Source organism: Paenibacillus sp. LS1, assembly GCF_026013365.1.
Classification (GTDB): domain Bacteria; phylum Bacillota; class Bacilli; order Paenibacillales; family Paenibacillaceae; genus Paenibacillus.
Genome location: NZ_JAPDOE010000001.1, coordinates 1,565,998 through 1,589,071, shown reverse-complemented (window position 1 = coordinate 1,589,071; position 23,074 = coordinate 1,565,998). Strand labels below are relative to the sequence as shown.

Genomic DNA, 23,074 nt, shown 5'->3' with positions numbered 1-23,074 from the left:
GGATAACAGCGACCAAAAGAACGATCCGAATCCGAAACGGTCACATGCAGAGCTTTGTAATTAATGTTGTTGGTGGTGCTCCATCAACTAGTTAACTTATATCCTAGCATGATAACGAAAGGAGCTGGCTGTGCATGCAAGCATGGTTCGCATCACACCCGATCGTAGCCTACATCGTCATCTTTGTATTGATTACTTACGTATATAACAAGGTGTTTCGGGTACGTCAGAAATTACCGCTTGGTAAGGAAATCGTTCTCTATATATTGATGGCGATGGGCACATTCATGCTTCTTATTTTTCAGATCGACAAGCTTCCCATCATTCAATGTTTGTTGGTGGCGGTTGGTTTGATGTTATTAGTGAGAGTGCGTTATTTTATTGAAGGTCGTCAAAAGAAAAAAGCGGAAGCTGCCGCTCGAAACTCATAAATCCTGTCTTGTACAGACCATCCGTTTTCCTTAGGGAAAGCGGTTGTCTTTTATTTAGACAAAAACAGATGTGATAAAGGTGTTGAAGATATGAACTCGAATTCGAACGGACTGCCTCCACGGAGACAGGCACCGACGCAATCCGGCGCTTCTGGGTCGAAGAATGGCAAGGGAAAGCAGCCTAAGAAGAAAAAGAGAATGAATGCTTTTGGCAGAATCTTTTTAAGTCTATTGGTTATTGCCATTGTGGTAGGCGGCGGATATGCGTATTGGGTATACAATCAAGTCGTGGATACAGGCATCGACAAACCGGTACCGCCGGGGATGTCAGCCACAACCAAACCGATCACGATGCTGTTGCTTGGTACAGATAACCGTCCTGAAACGGGCACGTATCTCTCGGATGTTGTTATGGTGGCTTCGTTGAATCCGGAGACCAAGACGGCAACCATTGTATCTTTGCCACGAGACACACGTATTCAATTGGATGGATACAAATCCAACAAGCTAAACTCCTATTATCCAAGGTTCAAAGCACAGGAAAAAACCTCTGGTAAAAATGCAGAGGATCAGATGAAAGAAATGATGGGCAAGTATTTGGATGTAGATATTAATTATACAACCGTCCTGAATTTCCAAGCATTCCGTGATGCTGTCAATGCCGTAGGTGGCGTGGATGTGACTGTGGATAAAAATATGTGTTACAGAGATACAGCCGACGGTACGGATATTAATCTTGTCGCTGGCGCACAACATCTCGATGGTAAAGCGGCACTGGACTTTGTTCGTTACCGCAAATCCAATTGTAATCCAAAGACTGCTGAATCCAACGACTTTGATCGTAATAAACGTCAAAACCAAGTGCTGAATTCCATGCTGGATCAGATGAAATCTCTTGGGGGCATTACGAAGATTAGCAAAGTGATTGGTGCAGTTGACGATAACATGACGACAGATGTGGAATCGGAACAAATGAAAAACTTTATCTCGACGTATTGGAACATTTCCACCTCGGATGTACATTATACTCCGGTTACCGGAGAGTGGAGAAGTCCGTATGTATATATTAATGAGACGGAACTCGCCAATGCGAAGCAGGCTTTGCAAGATACACTTTCAGGTAAAGTAACGACTTCACCTTCAGCCGAATAACCTCCATTCTTTTGGGATTGGAAGCACGTTAATTGGTATGCTATAATAACATAAACCAAGTTTAAGAATTGCATAAAGAAGGTTAGGGGGCTGGTTGAATGTCCGAAGCCGTCACACAATTAACTGAATCTCTTTTACAGCAATTCAAGAATGAGACCTTTGTGCTTCTGAGCACAGTGGATGCCGAATCCGGAGGTCCGACTTCAACAGCCATCTCCTGGATTTATGCGGAGAATGCTTCTACGTTTCGTGTAGCGATCGATCATCGTTCACGCTTAGTAAACAACATGATTACGAATCCGCTCATTACAGTTACTGTCTTTGGGGAAGAGACGGTGTACGCAGTGAACGGACGTGCTGCGGTACGACAAGATCCGCTACAGAATGTTCCATTTAATATGTGCTGTTTCGACATTACGATTGAAGCGGTGAGGAATGCTCTGTTTTACGGCGCTCAACTGTCTTCTGTGCCTCAATATGTCAAAATATATGATCAGCGTGCTGCTGAGAAATTAGATGAGCAGGTTTTTGCTGCCATGAAAAAAGCCTAGTGAGAGATCACTGGGCTTTTTGTTGTCTTTTGTCCGATGAATGCAGCTGCTGCATTTGTTGTTTTTGATTCTCGTGTTCATCCGGATTTTGACGGACTTTGACGTCTTTTGGTAGTTGGGGAATAATGCGTCCCACCATGTCAGCGAGTTCTGAAGCAAAACCGGATATCGGGTGTCCTTGACGAATATGTTCACCAATTTCTTTGATTCGTTCAGTGACATCGGCATCTGCAGTAACAATGGAATCTACACCTTCGGGGTCTTTGCGAAGCGCCTCTGCTACAGAGTACTTAATGGTACCTACCCGAGCACGTTCCAGTTCACCATCAACATCAATGCCAACTACGGCTGTATTACCCAGTATAACGCAATTCGCATCTTCGACACCTTCCACTTGCTTGGCAAGGGCTTTAAGGTGATTGACTCGTTTTTCATTTGGCATCCGGCCATTCTTTGCATCATCGGCAATGTTGGTATCATGAACTTCACCTGTATTCTCATTGAGCATGTGAGATCCTTTCCTTTGATCTTGCTGAGTTGTTACATTTCCTCCGTAACCTTTCGCATGTGTACCCTGATTCGGCGAAGCGTTGCGTGTGGAACTGTTGCAACCTGTAAGTATAAAGATCAGAAGCAGCGTGCATACCCATATTTTCATAAATGTTCATCCTTTCTTGGAGTTTTTCAGAATGGTTGACAATTATTTTGCCCTAGTCGAATACATTTATGTATGGGATCATGATTGTCCATGCCGCTGCTGAAAGATCACACTATCCATGCCTTTAACGACGCCGCTTTGGAGGGGATTGAATGAAAAAGATTTTTGTATTGGATACTAACGTGCTTCTGCATGACCCCAATGCCATATTTGCCTTTGAGGAACATGAGGTAATCATTCCCGCGGTTGTACTGGAGGAAATCGACTCCAAAAAAAGAAATGCCGATGAAATTGGGCGTAATGCCCGCAATGTATCCAGACTGTTGGATGGATTACGTGAGCTGGGTCACCTGCACAGTGGGGTACCTTTGGCTAATGGAGGTAATCTGAAAGTAGAGCTGAATCATCGGAGTTTCGTAAAAGTTCAGGAAATGTTTGGTGAAGTGTCCAATGATAATCGCATTTTGGCTGTCGCACTGAATTATCAGATTGAGGAGAATGAAAAGGAAGTAGTCGAACGTCAGGTCGTGCTTGTCAGTAAAGATGTACTTGTGCGTATCAAAGCGGATGTACTTGGTCTGTTCACACAGGATTACTTATCAGATCGGACGGCAGGACTCAGTGAGTTATATCCAGGTTATACGGCCCTAAAAGTTCACCCGTCTGTGATTGATGAGTTTTACACATATCGTTTTTTACCGATCAAACCGTTACAGTTGTCTTATTCATTGTATCCGAATGAATTCGTCATTCTTAAGGATGAGATGGGAACCAATAAATCGGCTTTGCTTAAAGTGAATACAGAGGGGACGAAGCTGGAGCCGCTTTTCCTCAGTAATGATAATGTCTGGGGCATTAGCGCACGTAACGCGCAACAACGCATGGCACTGGAATTGCTTTTAAATGATGACATCCCGCTGGTAACCATCACTGGTAAAGCTGGAACAGGAAAAACCTTGCTCGCACTTGCAGCAGGTCTGCTCAAGGTAGAGGATGATCATAAATACAAAAAACTGTTGATTGCTCGTCCTGTCGTTCCGATGGGGAAAGATATCGGTTACTTGCCTGGTGAGAAGGAAGAAAAACTTCGTCCATGGATGCAACCGATTTATGATAATCTGGAATTCTTGTTTGACACCAAAAAAGCCGGAGATATCGATAAAATTCTAATGGGGCTTGGCAGTATTCAGGTGGAGGCTTTAACATATATTCGAGGAAGATCGATACCTGGACAGTTTATCATTATTGATGAAGCTCAGAACCTGTCTCGACATGAAGTGAAGACAATTGTATCAAGGGTCGGTGAAGGCAGTAAAATTATTTTAATGGGAGACCCTGAGCAGATAGACCATCCGTATCTCGATTCCGCCAGTAACGGCCTAACGTATATCGTGGAACGGTTTAAGCAAGAGGGGATTAGCGGACACATCATGCTCGAAAAAGGAGAACGCTCCAAGCTGGCACAGCTTGCAGCTGATCTACTGTAAAATTCAGGGGATTTATTTCCCGGAAAATGTTGTTCTTGAAGCCGGCTCTTGGAGCCGGTTTTTTGCTGAAAAAATAAGAAAGCGTTATTGCACAGAACTCGATATGCTCTTATTATGCAAAAATCCGAAAAAGTGTTTTTCGGCAGGGTAGGACAAGAGTACTATTTATTTGTTACAATAATTGTTGCAGGAAAAAACTAGGTGAACAAGGAGGGGAGTTAATGAAGCGTAGACATCAGGTTGTTTTATTTGCGGTATTGCTGCTTTCGTTAACGATCCTGTCTCCGAGTTTTGACTTCAGAGGTTCGCAGCTCAATCAGGAACGTGACCAGGAAAAGGATACCTTCCCGGGTTCTTCTTCCCGTAATGAGGATGCTCAAGCCCCGCTGGAGATTGTAGTCGCCATGTCGGATGAAGAGTTTCAAGCCTTTCAAAAGATAGCCAAAGAAGTTGCTGCTTCACAATTAGTAGAGATTAATCTTCGGAATGAGAAGCCGGATACATATAAGCGTATTTTGGATCTTGAGTTTTCACTAGGGGAGAACGGAGATGTGGTTCTGCTTGATAGTGAGGAAGTGCAGTACTATGCGCAAAAAGGGTACCTGTATCCGTTAAACGGAACAACATTATCGAAGTCGCTTGGAGATACGGTAGTTGGGCTAAGGGGAATGACAGAGTGGAATGGTTATCAATGGGGGATGCCTTTTGATTTTGATCCGTACATTCTGGCTGCACAATCTTCATTTTTGAAGAGAGCTGATATGGAGTCGTTACCTCACAATAAAGATCAGTGGGTCAAACTTACTCATCATGCCATTGCTGAAGGCATCCCTTTAATTACAATGAACATCAATGATATGTACGGGACGAGTGCGTGGTTGAATCATTTGGAACCGAGGATGGCACCGGATCAAGTTAATCGTACGCAAATAGATTCGCAAACGGGGGATCTCCAGCAGGGAATTCAATTGATGAATCAGATCCAACCTTATATTATAGCTCAGTCTACCAGTTCGATGTTCTCTCCAACGGCTGACGATAACGGAACACCAATGGTTGTATCATCGTTATCGCAATTATTAAGTGCAGAACAAGCGAGTACAGTTGATAACGATTCATTAGAGCGACTTTCTTTGGAAACCTTGGAATCTGTAATGTCCAGAAGTCTTGTGATTACTGCAGGATCTGTTGAGGCAGAGGAAGCAAGCAGATGGATTGAAGGCATGACGTCCGCTACGACACAGTTGAAATGGTACCAACAGTCTAATCAGTTGCCCGCAAAGCAAAAGGAATTGGATATGGAATCTGAGAAGCTCGCTGAACGTTATGACATGACGAAGGGACAATCCTGGTTTTCAACCGAAGATGTCCCGACTGCACCGGCCGAAAGGCACGCTGTGATAACCCATTTTCATAAAAAAGTGCAGCAATTCTTAAAGGGAGAAATCACGGCCAATCAATACGTAGATAGTATTAGATCGACAAATTAACTTTAAAAAGATATAGCCAGTTTTACTTCCAATACACCCTCACTTGTTGAAACATCGGTGGCTTTGACGAAGGACAGAATTTTCTGTGGATAGAATCCAAGGTCAAATTCTCTTTCCAGCATTCGGCGGGTGGTGTCTGGTAATTCAAGCTGATTGAAAACAAGTTTGTCCACATGAAAACGAATGGAGTTTTGAGGTTCATTTTCTACCGTATAATGTCCTTCAATGCTTAATTGCAACTGATCCCGCTGACCGGAAGCAGTAATCTTATCCTGATTGAACTTAAAGGCAAAGTCTTCAAAAATGGAATTTTGGGAACGTAGAAAAGCATTCAGCTCATCCTGCCCAATTCGAATCGTATACGTTGTTCCGGTGGTGGATATACCGCCGTTTTGCTCTTGAATAAAGTCGGGCAGGTTCTGCATGGCAGATGCCAAAGCTTTAAAATATCGTTTCACCTCATAAATGCCGATGTTCTCCCAATAGAGAGTCAGTTCATCCATCAGTTTTTGAATCGCCGCCGCATCTCCGCTGGTGGCTATTTGGGCATCCACTTCTTTTTGCAAGGCGACAACACGCTCTCGCTGGTTTTGAAGATTAGTCTTCATTTCAGATAATTCTGCTGTAGTCTGACGAATCTGAGTCGAAGTCTGTTGCAGGTCGCGATAACGGTCTTGATACTTGTCCAGCACAGCCTGATCCCGTCCGATTATAATCTGGTAATAATCATACAGGACGAACAAGTCTTTGAATGACCGGGCTCCCAGGACCGTCATGAGAAGACTGTCACGTTCCCCGGTGTAGTAGGACCTTACCACAGCCCCAGCTCGATCTTGCTGAATATGTATCTGTTGTTCTTGTTCCTGAAGCTGGACGGATAATGTCTCGTATTGTTGAGCTAGCTGCTTCTGCCTTTCTGCGATGCGTTCGATTTCATGATCGATTTCGACGATGGATAGACTTTTTTGCAATATTTCACGTGTATCTTCGGGCGAAGACTCTCCATAGGCATGGGCTGAGGGTGGCTGTAGGAATACAATGATGCATAATATAAAAGCGGCAATGCCGTATTGACGTTTCACCGATCATTCTCCTTTCTACTTCTTAAATGACAATAGTACAGGCTTGTTGTCTTCCAGACAATATATGAAACAAATACGTGAAATATCCTTAGTGGTTACATAACACCACGAACCATCATTCAATCTGAACATAACAAAAAAGCAACCCGACTGATGCCGGATCACTTTGATGCTGCAGGTGGATTAGAGCGGCAACCCCATTTGGAATACGGTCCAGTAGCTGAACCCCGAAAATGTCACGATCATATAACCCCAGAAGAGCAATATGTACGTTCGTTCAGTAAATTTCAAGTATCCCAAAATGACAAAAAACGCAGTCTGCAGGAAAAAAAGCAAAGCCATTTCGACCAGATCTCCCGCAAAAGCCATCAGGCCAATCGCAAGCGTGAAGAACCCGAGTACCCGAAACATGCGTGCCACGGTAAATCCTCCTCTCCTAAGTGCGATCATAGATTGTCTACACAACATTATACCGGGAAAGGAAAAACGTGTAAACAAAATTGGATATGAAAGCGAATTCTTTTTTTGTCTCCATACAAGTACAGCGGTGTTAGTTTTACATATGCTACGTATGAGCAAGCCTAAATGTGGAAATACATTTTAGTATGAAATCAATTCTATGAACTCTATGAGAGGCATAAGAATGAATGAAGCAGCTTTTATACCTAATTCACATACCGGGCTTCCGGTAATGCGGACGGTTATTTTAGGATGTTGTTAGGAGGGTATTATAGCATGACTGCAGTGAGACAGGATGCTTGGAGTACAGAGGACGATTTGATATTGGCTGAGGTTACTTTGCGTCATATTCGGGAAGGCAGTACACAACTGGCCGCTTTTGAAGAGGTAGGCGAAAAAATAGGCAGAACTTCTGCCGCATGCGGTTTTCGCTGGAACAGCTGTGTACGTAAAAAGTATGAGTCTGCCATCAGTAACGCCAAGGCACAACGGCAAAAACGTAGTTATCTCAGAAAGCAGCCGGCTATGCTGGGACCGCAGGTTGCAGCTCTGTCTACACTGGATACCGAAGAACATCTGTACAAATCAGATGGGATCTCGGACGATTCATTATCAATGGATGCAGTAATCCGCTTCCTGCGACAATGGAAAGGAACAGTGCAGGAGAGCAGTCGTCAGCTCAAGATGCTCGAGAAGGAGCTTCGGGAGAAAGAAGACGAATTGCTTGAACTGCGTTGCGAGAATGACCGTCTCTCCAAGGAAGTGAACGAAGTACAAACGGATTACCGTGTGGTGAATGACGATTACAAAGCTTTGATTCAGATTATGGATCGGGCTCGCAGACTCGCATTTTTGTCCGAAGAAGAAGAGGAACTTAAGACACGTTTCAAGATGGATGCCAACGGGAACCTGGAACGAATTGAATAGTGAGAACAGGCGTTAGATTTGCGAAAGACAGATATGAGCCCGCCACACCTCCGTTACATAACGGCAGGTATGACGGGTTTTTTGTTTGGTGTTTTTGTTCTATTATAGATAAGGTAAGAGCAACTACTGAAGCGGAGAGGGGCATCATATGATCATTGACATCGTAGGAGCGGGGTCGCTGGGGCTTTTGTATGGCGGAAAACTACTGGCGGCAGGTAACCAGGTTCGATTTTGGACCAGAACATCCGCTCAAGCAGACCTACTAAGCCGTGATGGAGTAACTATCGTGGAACGAGACGGGAAGATACATATTCAACCGGATCAGATCCAGGCAAAATCGCTAAGCGAGCTGTCGGACACATGGGAGCACACGCCTGGAGAATGGTTACTGCTAATGGTTAAGCAGACAAGCATTGACGATTCTATTCATGAGATTGGCATATTGAAAGATCATGTGTTGAATATCGCGTGTTTTCAAAATGGGATGGGTCATCTGGAGAAACTAGAAGCTGCATTGCCGCATTCACTTATATGTCCCGTGATTACAACAGAAGGCGCGAAGCGTGCCCAGTATCAAGTCACTCGTGCGGGTATAGGTGAAACCAGAGTGGGAAGGCGTAATATACATATAGAAACTTCTGTCTCTATTGAGGATAAAAGAACATTTACTCTATCGAGACTCCTGCAGCAGGCAGGATTTGACTGTACAGTGTCGAATGAAATCGATAAGCTGATATACAGGAAACTATTGATCAACGCAGTTATTAACCCGCTTACGGCAATATGGCGGGTTCCTAACGGTGAATTAATCATTAAAGAAGAACGCAAACGGTTTATGCGCCAGTTATATGATGAAACATGGGAAATCTACTCAGCCAATGGAATACAGCTAGATCAGGATATGTGGGAACAACTGATATCGGTTTGTCATTCCACAGCTTCGAATACCTCCTCTATGCTTGCAGATGTGCTCCAAGGGCGTGGTACAGAAATCGGATCAATTAACGGACATATTGTAAGGATGGCACAAAAATCAGGCCTTGCTGCACCTACACATGAAATACTGCTTCATCTGATTGAAGGAATGCAACCGGAAGGAGTGAGTTAATGGGACTTTTTATTGTGTTGAGCATACTACCTTTTTTTCCGTTCTTTCTTGTATATTGGGGCATGTACGTATGGAAAAAAGACAAACGCACAGCATTGCGGACAGCAATGGATGTAACCACTTTTTTTCTTGTATTTTCAGTTTCGGCGTTATTCAACTTAACATTTGACTCGAATTTTGGTTTTTATCTGACATTATTACTCATACTACTAGCACTTGGATTCATCGGGGGTGCGCAAAATCGACTAAAGGGGAAGGTCGATGGGGGTAGAATGTTCCGGGCCGTATGGCGCATGGCCTTCATCATCATGAGTTTCGGGTATGTTTTGTTTACTTTATTTGGATTAATTAGATACTTCATGCAACAGATGTGAGGATACATAACGCAAAAGGGCTAAAAAATGTGTCGATTTTGTCGAAAACTGAAAAAAACATTACTTTCTGAAAAAGTAATGTAGATTTTTTTGACCGGTGGTTGTATAATCTATAAACATATAAACCATATCAATTTAGGGGGAACGTGTTAGATGAAAAGGAAAAGTCTATTAGTCCTTTTGACGCTGATTTTGGCGTTCGGTACCGTACTTGCAGCGTGCGGATCGAAAAACGAAGGCACAGGTAACACCGATACTGGTTCTGCAAACGAAGGAAATGGTCTTGCTAAAGATCAAATCCTGAAAATCAACCTGTCAGCTGAACCTCCTACGTTGGACCCGGCTCAAGCAAAAGACAGCCAAACCAACACAGTTCTGAAATTCTTGTATGAAGGTCTTGTACGCATCGATGCTGATGGTAAAGAACAAGCAGGTGTAGCTAAAGACTGGACAATCTCCGAAGATGGTTTGAAATATGTTTTCAACCTGAACCCGGAAGCTAAATGGAGCAACGGTGATGCAATCACTTCCGAAGACTTTGTTCGTTCTTGGGAACGTGCTTTGAAACCGGAAACAGCTTCTCCATATGCATACCAATTGTACTACATCAAAGGCGCTGAAGGTTACAACCTCAGCAAAGACGAAACATACACTGGTACTAAAATCACAGATTTCTCACAAGTAGGCGTTAAAGCTACTGATGAGCACACGCTGGAAGTAACGTTGGAAAACCCAACACCTTACTTCTTGGGTCTGACAGCATTCTACACGTACTACCCAGTACATGCATCTGCTGACACCAATGATAAGTTCTTCACAGACTACAAAAACATGATCGTTAACGGACCATTCACTTTGGATCAATTCGCTAAAGGTCAAAAAATTGTTGTGAAGAAAAACGATGGCTACCATGCGGCTGCCGACATCAAATTGTCTCAAATCGATATGTCCCTGACTAACAGCAGTGCTTCTGAACTGCAAGCTTACAAATCAGGACAATTGGACTACACTGGTGCACCTAACGGTGAAATTCCTTCCGACCAAATTCCTTCTGTAAAAGCGGAATTGCCGGACGAGTTCAAAGCTACTGGTATTGCAAGTACGTACTACTACCAGTTCAACGTAAACGAAGCACCATTTAACAACGTTAAAATCCGTAAAGCATTTGCAATGGCAATTCAGCGTCAGCTGATTGTTGACAAAGTAACACAAGGTGGACAAATTCCAGCATTCGGTTTTGTACCTCCAGGTATCCGTGGTGAAAACGGCGAATTCCGTGATGAGCACAAAGACGATTACTTCACTGAAAATGTGGACGAAGCTAAAGCATTGCTTGCTGAAGGTATGAAAGAAGAAGGTTACACAACTTTGCCAGCTGTCACTTTGATCTACAACACTAGTGATGGTCACGCGAAAATCGCTTTGGCGATTGCTGACATGTGGAAGCAAAATCTTGGTGTTGATGTGAAAACAGAAAACCAAGAGTGGGGCGTATTCCTTGAGAACCGTCAAAACCAAAACTTCCAAGTAGCTCGTGCAGGCTGGTCTGCTGACTACAACGATCCATACAACTTCTTGGAAATGTGGACTACTGGAAACACAAACAATGATTCCAAATTCAGCAACGAACAGTATGACAAAGATGTTAAAGACACTGTAAAATCTGCTGATCCAGCTGCACGTATGGCTGCATTTGCTGACGCTGAGAAAATCCTGATTCAAGATGAAATGGGCGTTATGCCAATCTATTACTACACTAACGTATCTTTGACTAAGCCTTACCTGAAAGACGTACAACTTGATTTCAGTGGAGCTATTGACTTCACTCGTGCATATCTGGAAGAGAAATAAGTTGTTCTGAAGTCTATATGATTACTTCGGGATATATATGTGGAATTCCATATATATCCCGATTTTTTTGTATGTGCACCGATTTTCCTTATAATTCTTGAAATTTCCGATAAATGGATTGGACTTTATTTCTGTCTAATTCTACAATCGATTTGTATACAAAATATTGTTTGTGGAGGTGTGCAAGGGTTGATTAAGTACGTTTTGAAAAAATTGCTATTTATGCTGCTATCGCTTTTCATACTCGCATCTGCAACCTTCTTCCTGATGAAGGCAATTCCGGGTGACCCTTTTACAGCCGAGAAAAAAGTGTCTCCTGAAATTCGTGCCTTACTGGAACAGAAGTATGGATTGGACAAACCGATGTATGAACAATACCTGAAGTATATGGGTGGAATCATTAAGGGAGATTTCGGGGTTTCAATGAAATATCTCAATCGAGATGTAGCCGGAATGATCGGTGAAACTTTCACCGCTTCGTTGAAGCTTGGAGTGTTTGCAATTGTTATCTCCATTATTGTGGGTGTTTTACTGGGGCTTATTGCTGCAGTTTACCATCGTAAACTCATTGATGATGTCACGATGATTCTAGCTGTCATAGGTATAGCTGTTCCGAGCTTCTTGCTTGCTTCCCTATTACAGTATCTCTTCGCTACTAAATTGGGCTGGTTTAACGTTATGGGCTTTGATGGTCCATTGGACTACGTTCTTCCGGTTGCAGCGCTGTCTGCATCTCCGATTGCTTTTATCGCTCGGTTGACGCGTTCGAGTATGCTCGAAGTCTTACACGCCGATTACATCAAAACAGCAAAAGCCAAAGGCCTGAAATGGCCTGCAATTATGTTTAAACACGTTGTAAGAAACGGTATTCTACCGGTAGTAACTTATGTTGGTCCAATGACAGCGAATATCATCACAGGTTCCGTTGTAATTGAACAGATCTTTAACATCGGTGGCATAGGTAAAGTGTTTGTAGAGAGTATCACAAACCGTGATTACACCATGATCATGGGGATTACGATTTTCTATGGTATCCTCCTGATGTTGGCGCGTTTCTTTACAGATATCGCTTACGTGCTGATTGATCCTAGAATTAAGCTGGAAAGCCGGAAGGGGGCATAACGTTGTCTGGCACGAATAATAAAAACAATGAAACGGCGAACACTGACCTGACTAGTCAGGCAGCGGTTAAACCGCAAGAAAGTGTATCCCTTTTTAAAGATGCTATGTACAGACTTGCAACCAATAAGGCTGCAATGATTAGTCTAGGTGTATTGGTTCTTGTCGTGATTTTCTCTTTGATTGGTCCAACTTCTTTGTTTACCAGTTATAATTATTATTCCAATGATCTGCTGAATTCCAACGCACCGCCGAGTGCGGAACACTGGTTCGGTACGGACGAGCTTGGACGTGATGTGTGGGTAAGAACTTGGGTAGGGGCACGTGTATCCCTTACTGTAGGCTTAGCCGCAGCTTTGATTGACCTTGTTATCGGGGTTGTTTATGGAGCGATCATGGGTTTCTACGGTGGACGTGTAGATGGAATTATGAACAAGTTCTCCGAAATCCTCTATTCCTTGCCTTACATGCTCGTTGTAATTTTGTTGCTGGTTGTATTGGAACCAAGTCTGACAACGATTATCATTGCCCTTACTATAACAGGCTGGATCAGCATGTCATGGATTGTGCGCGGTGAAATTATGCAACTCAAAAACAGAGACTTTATTCTTGCTGCACGGTCCATGGGCGCAAGCACAGGGCGTCAATTGTTCCGCCACTTGCTGCCAAATGCAATAGGACCGATTCTCGTAACATTAACGTTGTCCATTCCGAATGCAATTTTTGCCGAAGCGTTCCTGAGCTTCCTTGGATTGGGTGTATCTGCACCGAGATCTTCACTAGGTTCCATGATCAACGATGCACTTACTGGCTGGACACTATTCCCGTGGCGGATGTGGTTCCCTGCAGGTCTAATGGTTCTTACAATGCTTGCATTTAACTTGCTCGGAGACGGTCTGCGCGATGCACTCGATCCGAAATTACGTAAATAGAAATAGGAGGTGGGATTATGGAGCCGATTTTAACAGTCAAAGACTTGAGTGTGTCGTTCTCAACGCGCTCTGGTGAATTTGATGCCGTTAAACATGTGAGTTTTGAACTTGGCAAAGGAGAGACGCTGGGGATCGTAGGTGAATCGGGTAGTGGTAAGAGTGTTACAGCCCAAACCATCATGAAATTGATTCCCTCCCCGCCTTCGAAGGTCAAAAGCGGAGAAATTACTTTTCACGGGCAAGACCTGCTGAATAAGACAGACAAACAAATGGAAGCGATTCGTGGTAAAGATATCGGTATGATCTTCCAAGATCCAATGACTTCTTTGAATCCTACCATTAAAATTGGTAAACAAATTACTGAAGTACTGCGCAAGCATCAGAATATGTCCAAACAAGCGGCAAATAAAGCTGCGTTGGAAATGCTGGAACTTGTAGGTATCAAAAATGCGGCTATTCGCATGAATCATTACCCACACCAATTCTCTGGTGGTATGCGTCAGCGTGCCATGATTGCGATCGCACTTGCTTGTCGTCCATCCCTTCTGATTGCGGATGAGCCGACAACTGCACTTGACGTTACAATTCAGGCTCAAATTCTGGATGTAATGAAAGACATGCAGCAGAAGCTTGGAACTTCGATCATGCTGATTACGCATGACCTTGGTGTCGTAGCAGGTATGTGTGACCGTGTTGTTGTTATGAAAGAAGGCGAGGTTGTTGAAACAGGAACAACTGCTGAAATCTTTAGTAATCCTCAACATCCATATACGATTAAATTGCTCAATGCTTTGCCTCGTCTGGACGAGCCCAAAAAGGAAAAGCCAGCTCCAGCTGGTATTATCAAGGGCAGCAACAAGCCTCTGGTACAAGTGAAAAACTTGAAACAGTACTTTAATTTGGGTAAAGGTAACATTCTCAAAGCGGTCAATGACGTAAGCTTTGATATCTTTGAAGGTGAAACGCTTGGCGTTGTAGGCGAGTCCGGCTGTGGTAAATCCACAACAGGTCGTACCATTCTGCGTCTTTATGAGCCAACTGGCGGAAGTGTTAACTTTAACGGAACAGATATCTACAAGTTGTCCCCGCGTAAAATGAAAGAAATGCGTAAAGATATGCAAATGATCTTCCAAGATCCATATGCATCGCTTAACCCGCGTTTCAACGTAATGGATATTATCGGGGAATCCCTGGACATTCACGGTCTGGCTTCCAGCACTAAAGAGCGCAAGAGACGAGTGGAAGAGTTGCTGGATCTCGTAGGTTTGAATCCGAGTCATGCACTTCGTTATCCACATGAATTCTCCGGTGGTCAAAGACAACGGATCGGGATTGCACGAGCACTTGCTGTAGACCCTAAATTCATCATCTGTGATGAACCATTGTCTGCACTGGATGTATCTATCCAGGCACAGGTCGTTAAATTGCTTGAAGAACTTCAGCAACGTCTGGGCTTGACATACCTGTTTATTGCGCATGACTTGTCGATGGTTAAACATATCAGTGACCGTGTAGCTGTAATGTACATGGGTAAAGTGGTTGAACTCGCAGAAAGTGAAGAACTGTATGCGAACCCTATTCACCCTTACACCAAAACATTGCTCTCAGCGATCCCTGTACCTGATCCGGAAGTCGAAGCGAACAAACGTCGCATCTTGCTGCCGGAAGAGCATATGAGCCCGATTCAGAATGGATCTGGTGGTCCTGCAAATGACCCGTACAACCTGGAAAATGCTCAATTGATTGAGATTTCCAAAGGTCACTGGGTAGCAGAACCTTACGTATAATAGAAATATTAAAGTAATATGCTATTATTGATGTATTATGTACCGCCGACTTGTTCGGCGGTTTTTTTCGTTTTTTAATTACTTTCTTTTGACGAAGCGGCCCTGAATTCGGTACAATCAAGAAAGGCTCTTTGAAGCAGAATAGGAGGCAGACCTCATGAACGGTATTACCGAGGCACTCCGCAGCGGATCAAGACTTGCAGAAGATTATATCTGTTCAAGAGATGCTGCGCGTGTCCTTTACGAGTATGACATTCGCTGGGAATCAGGACTTCAGGCGCGTGCCGAGTGGCTGGACCAATCGGAAAACACACGTATTGATCGTCGTGATCTGGCAGAGTATTTACGTATATATAATAAACGGGTGAACGACCATGGAGAGGTTCATGCGTCTATCACACGTCTTGCTGAACAAGACGCATTAGTGGTTACAGGAGGACAGCAGAGCGGTCTACTCACCGGACCACTGTTCGTCATATACAAAGCAGCTAGCGTAGTGGCAGCTGCCCGTGAAGCCGAAGAAAGACTTCAACGCCCGGTAGTTCCAGTGTTTTGGATCGCTGGTGAAGACCATGACTGGGATGAGGTTAACCATACGTATTTGCCTGATCCACAGGGAGACATGAAGAAAGTCAAGTTGCAAGGACGATTCGCAGGAAGGGATTCTGTGAGTAATGTTCATGTGGATACACAGCAGTGGATGAGTGTACTCGAGCAGGTGGAACATCTGTTGCCTGATACGATACATAAACCGGGATTGATGAAATGCATCACAGAGATCCATCAATCCAGTTCGAATCTGAGTGATGCATTTGCCCGCATGATATCCGCTTTGTTTGCCAGTAGTGGACTTGTACTAATGGATGCATCAGATCCAGACTTGCGCAGATTGGAACAGCCCGTGTTTGAACGGCTGATCCGACAAAATGAAGTGTTGCGTAACGCGTACACACAAGGATCTTCGTTGGTACAACAAGCTGGTTATGCTATGCCTGCCGAAGTGGCTGAGGATGGAGCCAATCTGTTCTATATCCATGAAGGCACGCGTTTGCTTTTGATGCTCAAGGATGGCTTATACGGCGACCGCAAAGGCCTGGTTTCTTTCACAGAGGAGCGTCTGCTCCAGGAACTAGAAGAACATCCGGAGCGCTTCAGTAACAACGTATTGACTCGGCCATTAATGCAGGATTCGGTTCTGCCTGTAGCGGCTGTTATTTTGGGGCAAGGTGAAATTGCATATTGGGGTTTGACTCGCGAAGCATTCCGTCAGTTTGGACTGCAAATGCCTATTTTGTTGCCACGGTTGTCCTTCACTATCATGGAAGATATTCATCACAAACATATGAAACAATATGGACTTTCTTTTCAGGATGTTCAATATGATATGGAAGACAAGAAGGAACAGTGGCTCGCACAACAGGAGACGTTCCAGGTAGATGAACAATTTGATAAGGTTCAGGAAGCATTTCTGGATTTGTATGGCCCATTGTTAGATGAGATTACGGAAATCCATCCGGGGTTGGAACGAATTGGAGATACTAACTTGAATAAAATCAACGAGCAAATGCAGTATCTCAAACAGCAGACTCACAAAGCCATTGAGGATAAACATAATGTAAGTCTAAGGCATTGGAACGGCATTCAAAACTCCCTATTCCCGACGGGCAAACCGCAGGAACGAGTACATAATGCGCTCTTTTACCTAAATCGCTATGGCACCGAGTGGATCGATGAACTGATTAAGGCTTCAAGTGAATTCCGTGGAGAGCACAGGGTTATTGCACTGTAGAGACCTTTATAATAGAAGAAACACTTAAACGAGGAGGACATGAAATGACTACACCTGCATTGCAAAACAGTATTGTTAAAGATATGGGACTCGCTTCAGAGGGTCATCTGAAAATTGATTGGGTAGAGGCACACATGCCGGTATTGAACCGCATTCGTCGCCAGTTTGAACAGGATCTGCCTTTCAAAGGTTTGAAAGTTGCCATTTGTCTTCATCTGGAGGCAAAAACAGCTTACTTAGCAAAAGTGATCCAAGCCGGTGGGGCAGAAGTAACGATTACGCACAGCAACCCATTGTCTACACAAGATGATGTCTGTGCAGCATTGGTAGAGGATGGCGTTACCGTATATGCGAAGTACAACCCGGAACCTGCGGAATTCAAATCACTGCAGCTTCGTGCACTTGAGGTGAAACCTGATCTCATTATTGATGATGGCGGAGACTTCGCAACCATTATTGCATCCGAGCGTCCTGACCTCGCAGCGACGATTCGCGGAGGAGCAGAAGAAACGACAACGGGCATTATTCGTTTGAAAGCATTGGCGAAAGAAGGCCAATTGAAATTCCCGATGGTGGCAGTTAATGACGCATACTGCAAATATCTGTTTGATAATCGTTATGGCACAGGTCAATCCGCATTTGACGGTATTATTCGTACAACCAATCTGGTTATAGCAGGGAAAAATGTAGTAGTAGCCGGATATGGTTGGTGTGGTAAAGGGGTAGCGATGCGCGCCAAAGGTCTTGGAGCGAATGTGATCGTAACCGAGATTGATCCAATCAAAGCGGTAGAAGCACACATGGACGGATTCCGGGTCATGACGATGGTGGAAGCGGCCAAGTTGGGCGATTTCTTTATCGCAGTTACAGGTAATAAGGATGTTATCACGGGTGAGCATTACGATGTGATGAAGGACGGAGCAATCCTGAGCAATGCAGGTCACTTTGATGTTGAAGTGAATAAACCTGAATTGGCTAAACGTTCGGAATCGATTCGCACAGTTCGCCGCAACATTGAAGAATATCGTTTCAAAGATGGTCGTAAAATGTACCTTCTTGCAGAAGGTCGTCTTGTGAACCTGGGTGCAGCAGATGGTCACCCGGCAGAAATCATGGATACGACGTTTGCTCTTCAAGCGCTTGGTCTGCGTTATGTGAGTGAAAATTATGAAAACTTGGGTAAAAACGTGGTTAATGTACCTTACGATATCGACCAACAGGTTGCCAGCTACAAACTTGAAAGCCTGAATATCGGGATTGATTCCTTGTCAGCAGAACAGGAAAAATATTTGGATAGCTGGAAATTTTAAGCACTATCCAATAATTACAAGCTGCTGAAATGGTTCAAAAGGTATAGAATGGTTTATTGATGATATGGCTCATGTGCGGGTAGACATACGATTGCCCGTATACGGGAAACGTCTTTGATCCTGAGTGACAGGATCAAAGACGTTTTTTTTATGCTAAAAAAACAAAAAATCAAAGAATGCAAGAAGGGTTTTGATTTTTTTGTGCGAATCTATTATGCTTAGGTGGTGGAAAGTGGGGCAAAGTGGGAGAAACGGGTGAGGAGTGAGTGGGCCAATGTTTATGGGGGAGTTCCAACATAGCATTGATGATAAGGGTCGGGTTATCATTCCGGCAAAATTCCGCGAATCTCTGGGACCGTCTTTCGTTGTCACACGGGGTTTGGACCAGTGTCTTTTCGTGTACCCCATGGAGGAGTGGGGGGTCATGGAACAGAAGCTCAAAGCACTGCCATTGATGAAATCTGATGCACGTGCGTTTACCCGGTTTTTTTTCTCGGGTGCAACCGAATGTGAACTGGACAAACAGGGCAGGGTAAATCTGCCGGGCAATTTAAGAGAGTATGCCAAGCTGGACAAGGATTGTGTTGTTCTTGGCGTGTCGAACCGGGTGGAGATTTGGAGCAAAGGCATATGGGAGAGTTATTTCAATCAATCCGAAGAAGCATTCAACGACATTGCCGAAAAGCTGGTCGATTTTAATTTTGATTTATAAAGTCAGGAGGGGTGCAGGTTGTTTCACCACATAACCGTACTCAAAGAAGAGGCAACAGAGGGATTAAACATCAAGCAGGACGGTATATACGTGGACTGCACTTTAGGCGGTGGCGGACATAGCTCCGTGATTGCTTCCAAGCTCGGTCCAGGGGGACGTCTGATCGCACTTGATCAGGATGATTGGGCTTTGGATAATGCTCGCGAGAAGCTCGCTGCCTATGGAGAACGTGTAACATTGGTGAAAACCAATTTTCGAGATCTGGAACAGGTACTCAAGGATCTGGATGTACCGATGAAGGATGGCGTACCACAGGTCGATGGTATCTTGTACGACTTGGGTGTGTCATCTCCGCAATTTGATGAAGGAGAACGTGGATTCAGCTACAATCACGATGCTCCGCTCGATATGCGAATGGACCAGGATGCAATGCTGACGGCCAAAGAGATTGTGAATGAATGGCCAGAAGAAGAGATTGCTCGAATTTTGTATCGCTATGGTGAAGAGAAGTTTTCGAGAAGGATTGCTCGTGTTATCGTCGGAAAACGAGCTCAGTCTACCATTGAGACGACTGGTGAACTAGTGGAACTGATCAAGGAAGGCATACCGGCGGCAGCTCGCCGTACCGGGGGACATCCTGCCAAACGTAGCTTCCAGGCATTACGGATTGCCGTCAACGATGAGTTGGGTGCGTTTGAAGAAGGATTGCATCAGGCTGTTCGTTGTCTGGCACCAGGAGGACGTGTATCTGTTATTACCTTCCACTCCCTAGAGGATCGGATATGTAAACAGATTTTAAGCAGTTATCTGGAGAAATGTACATGTCCACCCGATTTTCCGTTGTGTGTATGTGGGGGCAAGGGGTCCCTGCGTTTAATTAACAGAAAACCGCTGATTCCAACGGAAACGGAATTGGCCGAAAATTCACGTGCTCGTTCAGCCAAGCTGCGCGTAGCCGAGAAATTGTAGATCAAGAGTGGAGGAGAGAATCGGAGTATGGCATATACACGTGGTAATCTCGCCGTAAAAGAAAAAGCGTCCCAGGAACGTGTGACCCAGCAACGATACAAAGAAACCACCAAAGTGGTGACTCGTCGTACCGGTCTTCCGGCACGCGAGAAAATTTTGTATCTGATTACCCTGGTTGCAGTGATCCTTGTTGGAGGAGCCTTGATGTCTCGTTATGCTCATATCTATGATCTGAACAAGCAGGCACAGTCCACTATTTCGGAAGTCAAGGGGTATGAGAAGACCATTGCAGACCTGCAAGTGGAAAAAGAAACATTGAACAACCAGGTCATCGCAAATGCAAAACAACTTGGGTACGTTGAAGCTTCCGGTAAGGATGTCATTTTTGTACCTCGCTCAACAAGTACGAAATCAACAGGTACTGAATCGTCCTCGAATACAGCAAGCAGTAAGTAAAGAGGTGTTCCGATGATAAAAAGAATAAAGATGCGCACGTTGCTAATAGGGGGATGTATTACCCTCTTTTTTCTTGTACTCGTAACCCGAATCTTTTTCATTCAAGTTGTGAATGGCGGTGTATGGCAGGAACGGGCGGCCGGTTTGGTAGAGCGGGAACAGACCATTAAGGCTGCACGTGGAACGATTACGGATCGTAATGGTAACATTCTGGCTACTGATGCGCCTGCGTATACGGTTTCGGTCAATCCCCTCTTGATCGATGAACTCGGCATACAGGATGTTGTCACGGAGAAACTCTCTACCCTTCTAGGGAAAAATGAGAGTGAGATGCGTGCTCTGGTCACAGCGAAGAAAGAAAATGGCGATTTTTTTCAGCAACGTGAAGTGCGCAGTGAAGGATATAAGATCAGTCCTGAGCTTGCCGCAAAAGTCAATGAGTTGCGTGAAGAATTGCAAGATGAATACAAGGCTCGTAATGCAATTGTGATGGCTCAGGAGTCGAAGCGTTTTTACCCGGAAGAAACACTTGCTTCTCATCTATTGGGATATATGAGCCGTGACGGAAAAGCTGTCAATGGACTTGAAGTCTCATATGATGAAGCACTGACAGGTACAGACGGGTATCTGAATTATCAGAAGGATGCTAAAGGCATCAAACTTCCGGATTCACAGGACAACTATCTGCCACCACAGAACGGGAAAAACCTCACGCTAACGATCGATGATACGATCCAGTTCTACATTGAGGATGCAATGAAAGAAGCCGTCGCCAAGTATAATCCACTGAGCATGACGGTTATTGCTGCGGACCCGAACACAATGGAGATTCTGGGGATGGCGAACTGGCCAACCTTTAATCCTAATACGTACGGCAGTACGCCCGATCAAAAGAACTTTATTAATCATGCGACGCAATCCATCTATGAGCCAGGTTCTACATTCAAAATCGTTACACTGGCAGGGGCTGTGGAAGAAAAACTCTTTGATCCCAATGCAAGTTTTGAGTCCAAACGCATGTATATCGGGGGTTTCCCGATTAGTGATAATGGTCATTCCTATGGTTGGATTTCTTATCTTGAAGGTGTTAAAAGGTCAAGTAACATTGCCTTTGTTAACTTGGGTTACAACATGCTTGGTGGTGAACGTCTGCGTCATTACATAGACCAATTCGGTTTTGGTAAAAAGACAGGTATTGATCTGCCGAGTGAGGCAGCTTCACCGATCAAGCCACTGGTTTACAAATCCGAGATTGCTACCGCAGCTTACGGTCATGGTCTTGTACAGGTAACACCAATTCAACAAGTCGCAGCGATCTCGGCGATTGCTAATGGCGGCAAATTGCTGGAGCCGCATCTGGTGAAAGAGATCAAGAACCCGAATGATGGGACAACGGAAATCATCAAACCCAAAGTTGTTCGTCAGGTGATTTCCAAGGAATCTTCCAAATTAGTGAGCGGTTATCTGGAACAAGTGGTTGCAGACCAAACGATTGGTACCGGTCGTAACGCTTATATTGAGGGTTACCGTGTAGCTGGTAAGACAGGTACAGCAAGAAAGGTTGTTAACGGGGAATACAGCAAGTCGAAAGACGTTGTATCGTTTATTGGATTTGCACCCGTAAACAATCCGAAGATCGCTATACTTGTTGTCATTGACCAGCCTGATGGTACGAACATTGGGGGAGGAACTGCAGCTGCCCCGGTATTCAAAAAAATTGTGAGCCAAACGCTTCAATATATGGGAGTTCCCAAGGATACAGCCAAAACTGCTGACAAAAAGTCAAAAGAAGTTCCTGTCGTGCAAGCCAAGGCGCCGGACCTGAGTGGTAAAACAGCCAAACAGGCCAGAAGCCAACTTCTAAGCGCAGGTATTGCTTATGTGACGCTTGGTCAAGGGGATAATGTAATTCGGCAGTATCCGGTTGCTGGGGCATCCATGAATCCAGGCCAACGAATCTATCTGCTTACGGAAGAAAGTAGCAAGATGAAGATTCCTGATCTAACAGGTGAATCTCTCCGGGATGCTCTTGAAGTACTTTCTCTCATGAAAGTGGGAGTTACCGTCAAGGGCGAGGGTTATGTCGTGAAGCAAACTGAGCAGGTCTCGGGTGAGCAGAGAACCGTACAGCTGAATTTGCAGACTGCCAAAGCCGCAGTTACCGGCATAGCAGATGAGGCTCCAATCTCTTCTGATCCGTCGTCAGAAACCGAAGTGAAGGAACAAGAAACGTCAGGTGCAGAAGGTAAAACCGACGGAAAAGACGAAACGGATAACAATAAAGCTCCTGCCAATGAATCAGAATCCTCTGATGATGCAGCAACAAACGGGGCTTCACTACCATAGGGAGCTCTGACAGCTTGTTCTAACCCCCGGTTGTCCTGAATATTCATGAATGGAACGAGATCATGATTTTGGGACGAGTGGGGG

General features: G+C 44.5%; 21 protein-coding genes. 18 read left to right on the top strand and 3 right to left on the bottom strand.

Features of this window, described 5'->3' with window-relative positions:
* Positions 1-134: 134 nt before the first annotated feature.
* The 3 genes from OM416_RS06905 to OM416_RS06895 all read left to right on the top strand — a co-directional run bounded on the left by OM416_RS06905 (position 135) and on the right by OM416_RS06895 (position 2,134).
* The gene (locus OM416_RS06905; protein ID WP_036614990.1) at positions 135-431 is read left to right on the top strand and encodes a YlaH-like family protein; all 297 of its coding nucleotides are present in this window, start codon (positions 135-137) and stop codon (positions 429-431) included.
* Between the two features lie 90 nt (positions 432-521).
* Entirely contained in the window at positions 522-1,583 is a 1,062-nt protein-coding gene (locus OM416_RS06900; protein ID WP_264928091.1) for an LCP family protein, read from the top strand.
* Between the two features lie 98 nt (positions 1,584-1,681).
* On the top strand, positions 1,682-2,134 hold the full coding sequence (locus OM416_RS06895) for a pyridoxamine 5'-phosphate oxidase family protein (protein WP_264928090.1): 453 nt from the start codon (positions 1,682-1,684) through the stop codon (positions 2,132-2,134).
* A gap of 7 nt (positions 2,135-2,141) precedes the next feature.
* On the opposite strand, the gene OM416_RS06890 is transcribed toward OM416_RS06895, so the two are convergent.
* On the bottom strand, positions 2,142-2,792 hold the full coding sequence (locus OM416_RS06890) for a YhcN/YlaJ family sporulation lipoprotein (protein WP_264928088.1): 651 nt from the start codon (positions 2,790-2,792) through the stop codon (positions 2,142-2,144).
* Between the two features lie 152 nt (positions 2,793-2,944).
* On the opposite strand from OM416_RS06890, the gene OM416_RS06885 reads away from it, so the two are divergent.
* Both OM416_RS06885 and OM416_RS06880 read left to right on the top strand, forming a co-directional pair.
* Positions 2,945-4,279, top strand: coding sequence for a PhoH family protein (locus OM416_RS06885; RefSeq protein ID WP_024628438.1), 1,335 nt, complete (start codon positions 2,945-2,947; stop codon positions 4,277-4,279).
* A 221-nt stretch (positions 4,280-4,500) separates the two neighbouring features.
* Positions 4,501-5,769 carry an extracellular solute-binding protein gene (locus tag OM416_RS06880; protein WP_264928084.1) on the top strand — a complete coding sequence of 423 codons (1,269 nt, stop codon included), beginning with the start codon at positions 4,501-4,503 and terminating at the stop codon, positions 5,767-5,769.
* 2 nt (positions 5,770-5,771) lie between these two features.
* On the opposite strand, the gene OM416_RS06875 is transcribed toward OM416_RS06880, so the two are convergent.
* Entirely contained in the window at positions 5,772-6,851 is a 1,080-nt protein-coding gene (locus OM416_RS06875) for a hypothetical protein (RefSeq protein ID WP_264928082.1), read from the bottom strand.
* Between the two features lie 183 nt (positions 6,852-7,034).
* The gene (locus tag OM416_RS06870) at positions 7,035-7,271 is read right to left on the bottom strand and encodes a DUF2626 domain-containing protein (RefSeq protein WP_169481632.1); all 237 of its coding nucleotides are present in this window, start codon (positions 7,269-7,271) and stop codon (positions 7,035-7,037) included.
* A 315-nt stretch (positions 7,272-7,586) separates the two neighbouring features.
* Between OM416_RS06870 and OM416_RS06865 the strand changes: the two genes are divergently transcribed.
* The 13 genes from OM416_RS06865 (at position 7,587) to OM416_RS06800 (ending at position 22,990) form a co-directional block, all read left to right on the top strand.
* Positions 7,587-8,237: an RsfA family transcriptional regulator gene (locus OM416_RS06865; RefSeq protein WP_017687282.1), complete on the top strand. Its 651-nt coding sequence runs from the start codon at positions 7,587-7,589 to the stop codon at positions 8,235-8,237.
* A gap of 148 nt (positions 8,238-8,385) precedes the next feature.
* Positions 8,386-9,345, top strand: coding sequence for a ketopantoate reductase family protein (locus OM416_RS06860; protein ID WP_264928079.1), 960 nt, complete (start codon positions 8,386-8,388; stop codon positions 9,343-9,345).
* Positions 9,345-9,719 (top strand): DUF3397 domain-containing protein, encoded by a 375-nt coding sequence (locus tag OM416_RS06855; RefSeq protein ID WP_264928077.1) that lies wholly within the window; start codon positions 9,345-9,347, stop codon positions 9,717-9,719. Before OM416_RS06860 ends, OM416_RS06855 begins: the two co-directional genes overlap by 1 nt.
* Positions 9,720-9,872: 153 nt before the next feature.
* Positions 9,873-11,570, top strand: a complete 1,698-nt coding sequence (locus OM416_RS06850) for a peptide ABC transporter substrate-binding protein (protein ID WP_264928076.1) — start codon at positions 9,873-9,875, stop codon at positions 11,568-11,570.
* Positions 11,571-11,759: 189 nt separating this feature from the next.
* Positions 11,760-12,692 (top strand): ABC transporter permease, encoded by a 933-nt coding sequence (locus tag OM416_RS06845; RefSeq protein ID WP_264928075.1) that lies wholly within the window; start codon positions 11,760-11,762, stop codon positions 12,690-12,692.
* Between the two features lie 47 nt (positions 12,693-12,739).
* On the top strand, positions 12,740-13,621 hold the full coding sequence (locus OM416_RS06840) for an ABC transporter permease (RefSeq protein WP_413775768.1): 882 nt from the start codon (positions 12,740-12,742) through the stop codon (positions 13,619-13,621).
* A gap of 17 nt (positions 13,622-13,638) precedes the next feature.
* Entirely contained in the window at positions 13,639-15,408 is a 1,770-nt protein-coding gene (locus tag OM416_RS31805) for an ABC transporter ATP-binding protein (RefSeq protein WP_319951892.1), read from the top strand.
* Positions 15,409-15,565: 157 nt separating this feature from the next.
* Positions 15,566-17,197, top strand: coding sequence for a bacillithiol biosynthesis cysteine-adding enzyme BshC (gene bshC / locus OM416_RS06825; RefSeq protein WP_264928072.1), 1,632 nt, complete (start codon positions 15,566-15,568; stop codon positions 17,195-17,197).
* Between the two features lie 44 nt (positions 17,198-17,241).
* A complete protein-coding gene (locus OM416_RS06820) occupies positions 17,242-18,507 on the top strand; it encodes an adenosylhomocysteinase (protein ID WP_047843755.1) in 1,266 nt (421 codons plus the stop codon).
* A 274-nt stretch (positions 18,508-18,781) separates the two neighbouring features.
* Positions 18,782-19,219 carry a division/cell wall cluster transcriptional repressor MraZ gene (mraZ, locus tag OM416_RS06815; RefSeq protein ID WP_017687291.1) on the top strand — a complete coding sequence of 146 codons (438 nt, stop codon included), beginning with the start codon at positions 18,782-18,784 and terminating at the stop codon, positions 19,217-19,219.
* Positions 19,220-19,237: 18 nt separating this feature from the next.
* Positions 19,238-20,188 (top strand): 16S rRNA (cytosine(1402)-N(4))-methyltransferase RsmH, encoded by a 951-nt coding sequence (rsmH, locus tag OM416_RS06810; protein WP_145151100.1) that lies wholly within the window; start codon positions 19,238-19,240, stop codon positions 20,186-20,188.
* 27 nt (positions 20,189-20,215) lie between these two features.
* Entirely contained in the window at positions 20,216-20,644 is a 429-nt protein-coding gene (locus OM416_RS06805; RefSeq protein WP_264928067.1) for a hypothetical protein, read from the top strand.
* A gap of 12 nt (positions 20,645-20,656) precedes the next feature.
* The gene (locus OM416_RS06800) at positions 20,657-22,990 is read left to right on the top strand and encodes a penicillin-binding transpeptidase domain-containing protein (protein ID WP_264928066.1); all 2,334 of its coding nucleotides are present in this window, start codon (positions 20,657-20,659) and stop codon (positions 22,988-22,990) included.
* Positions 22,991-23,074 lie beyond the last annotated feature (84 nt).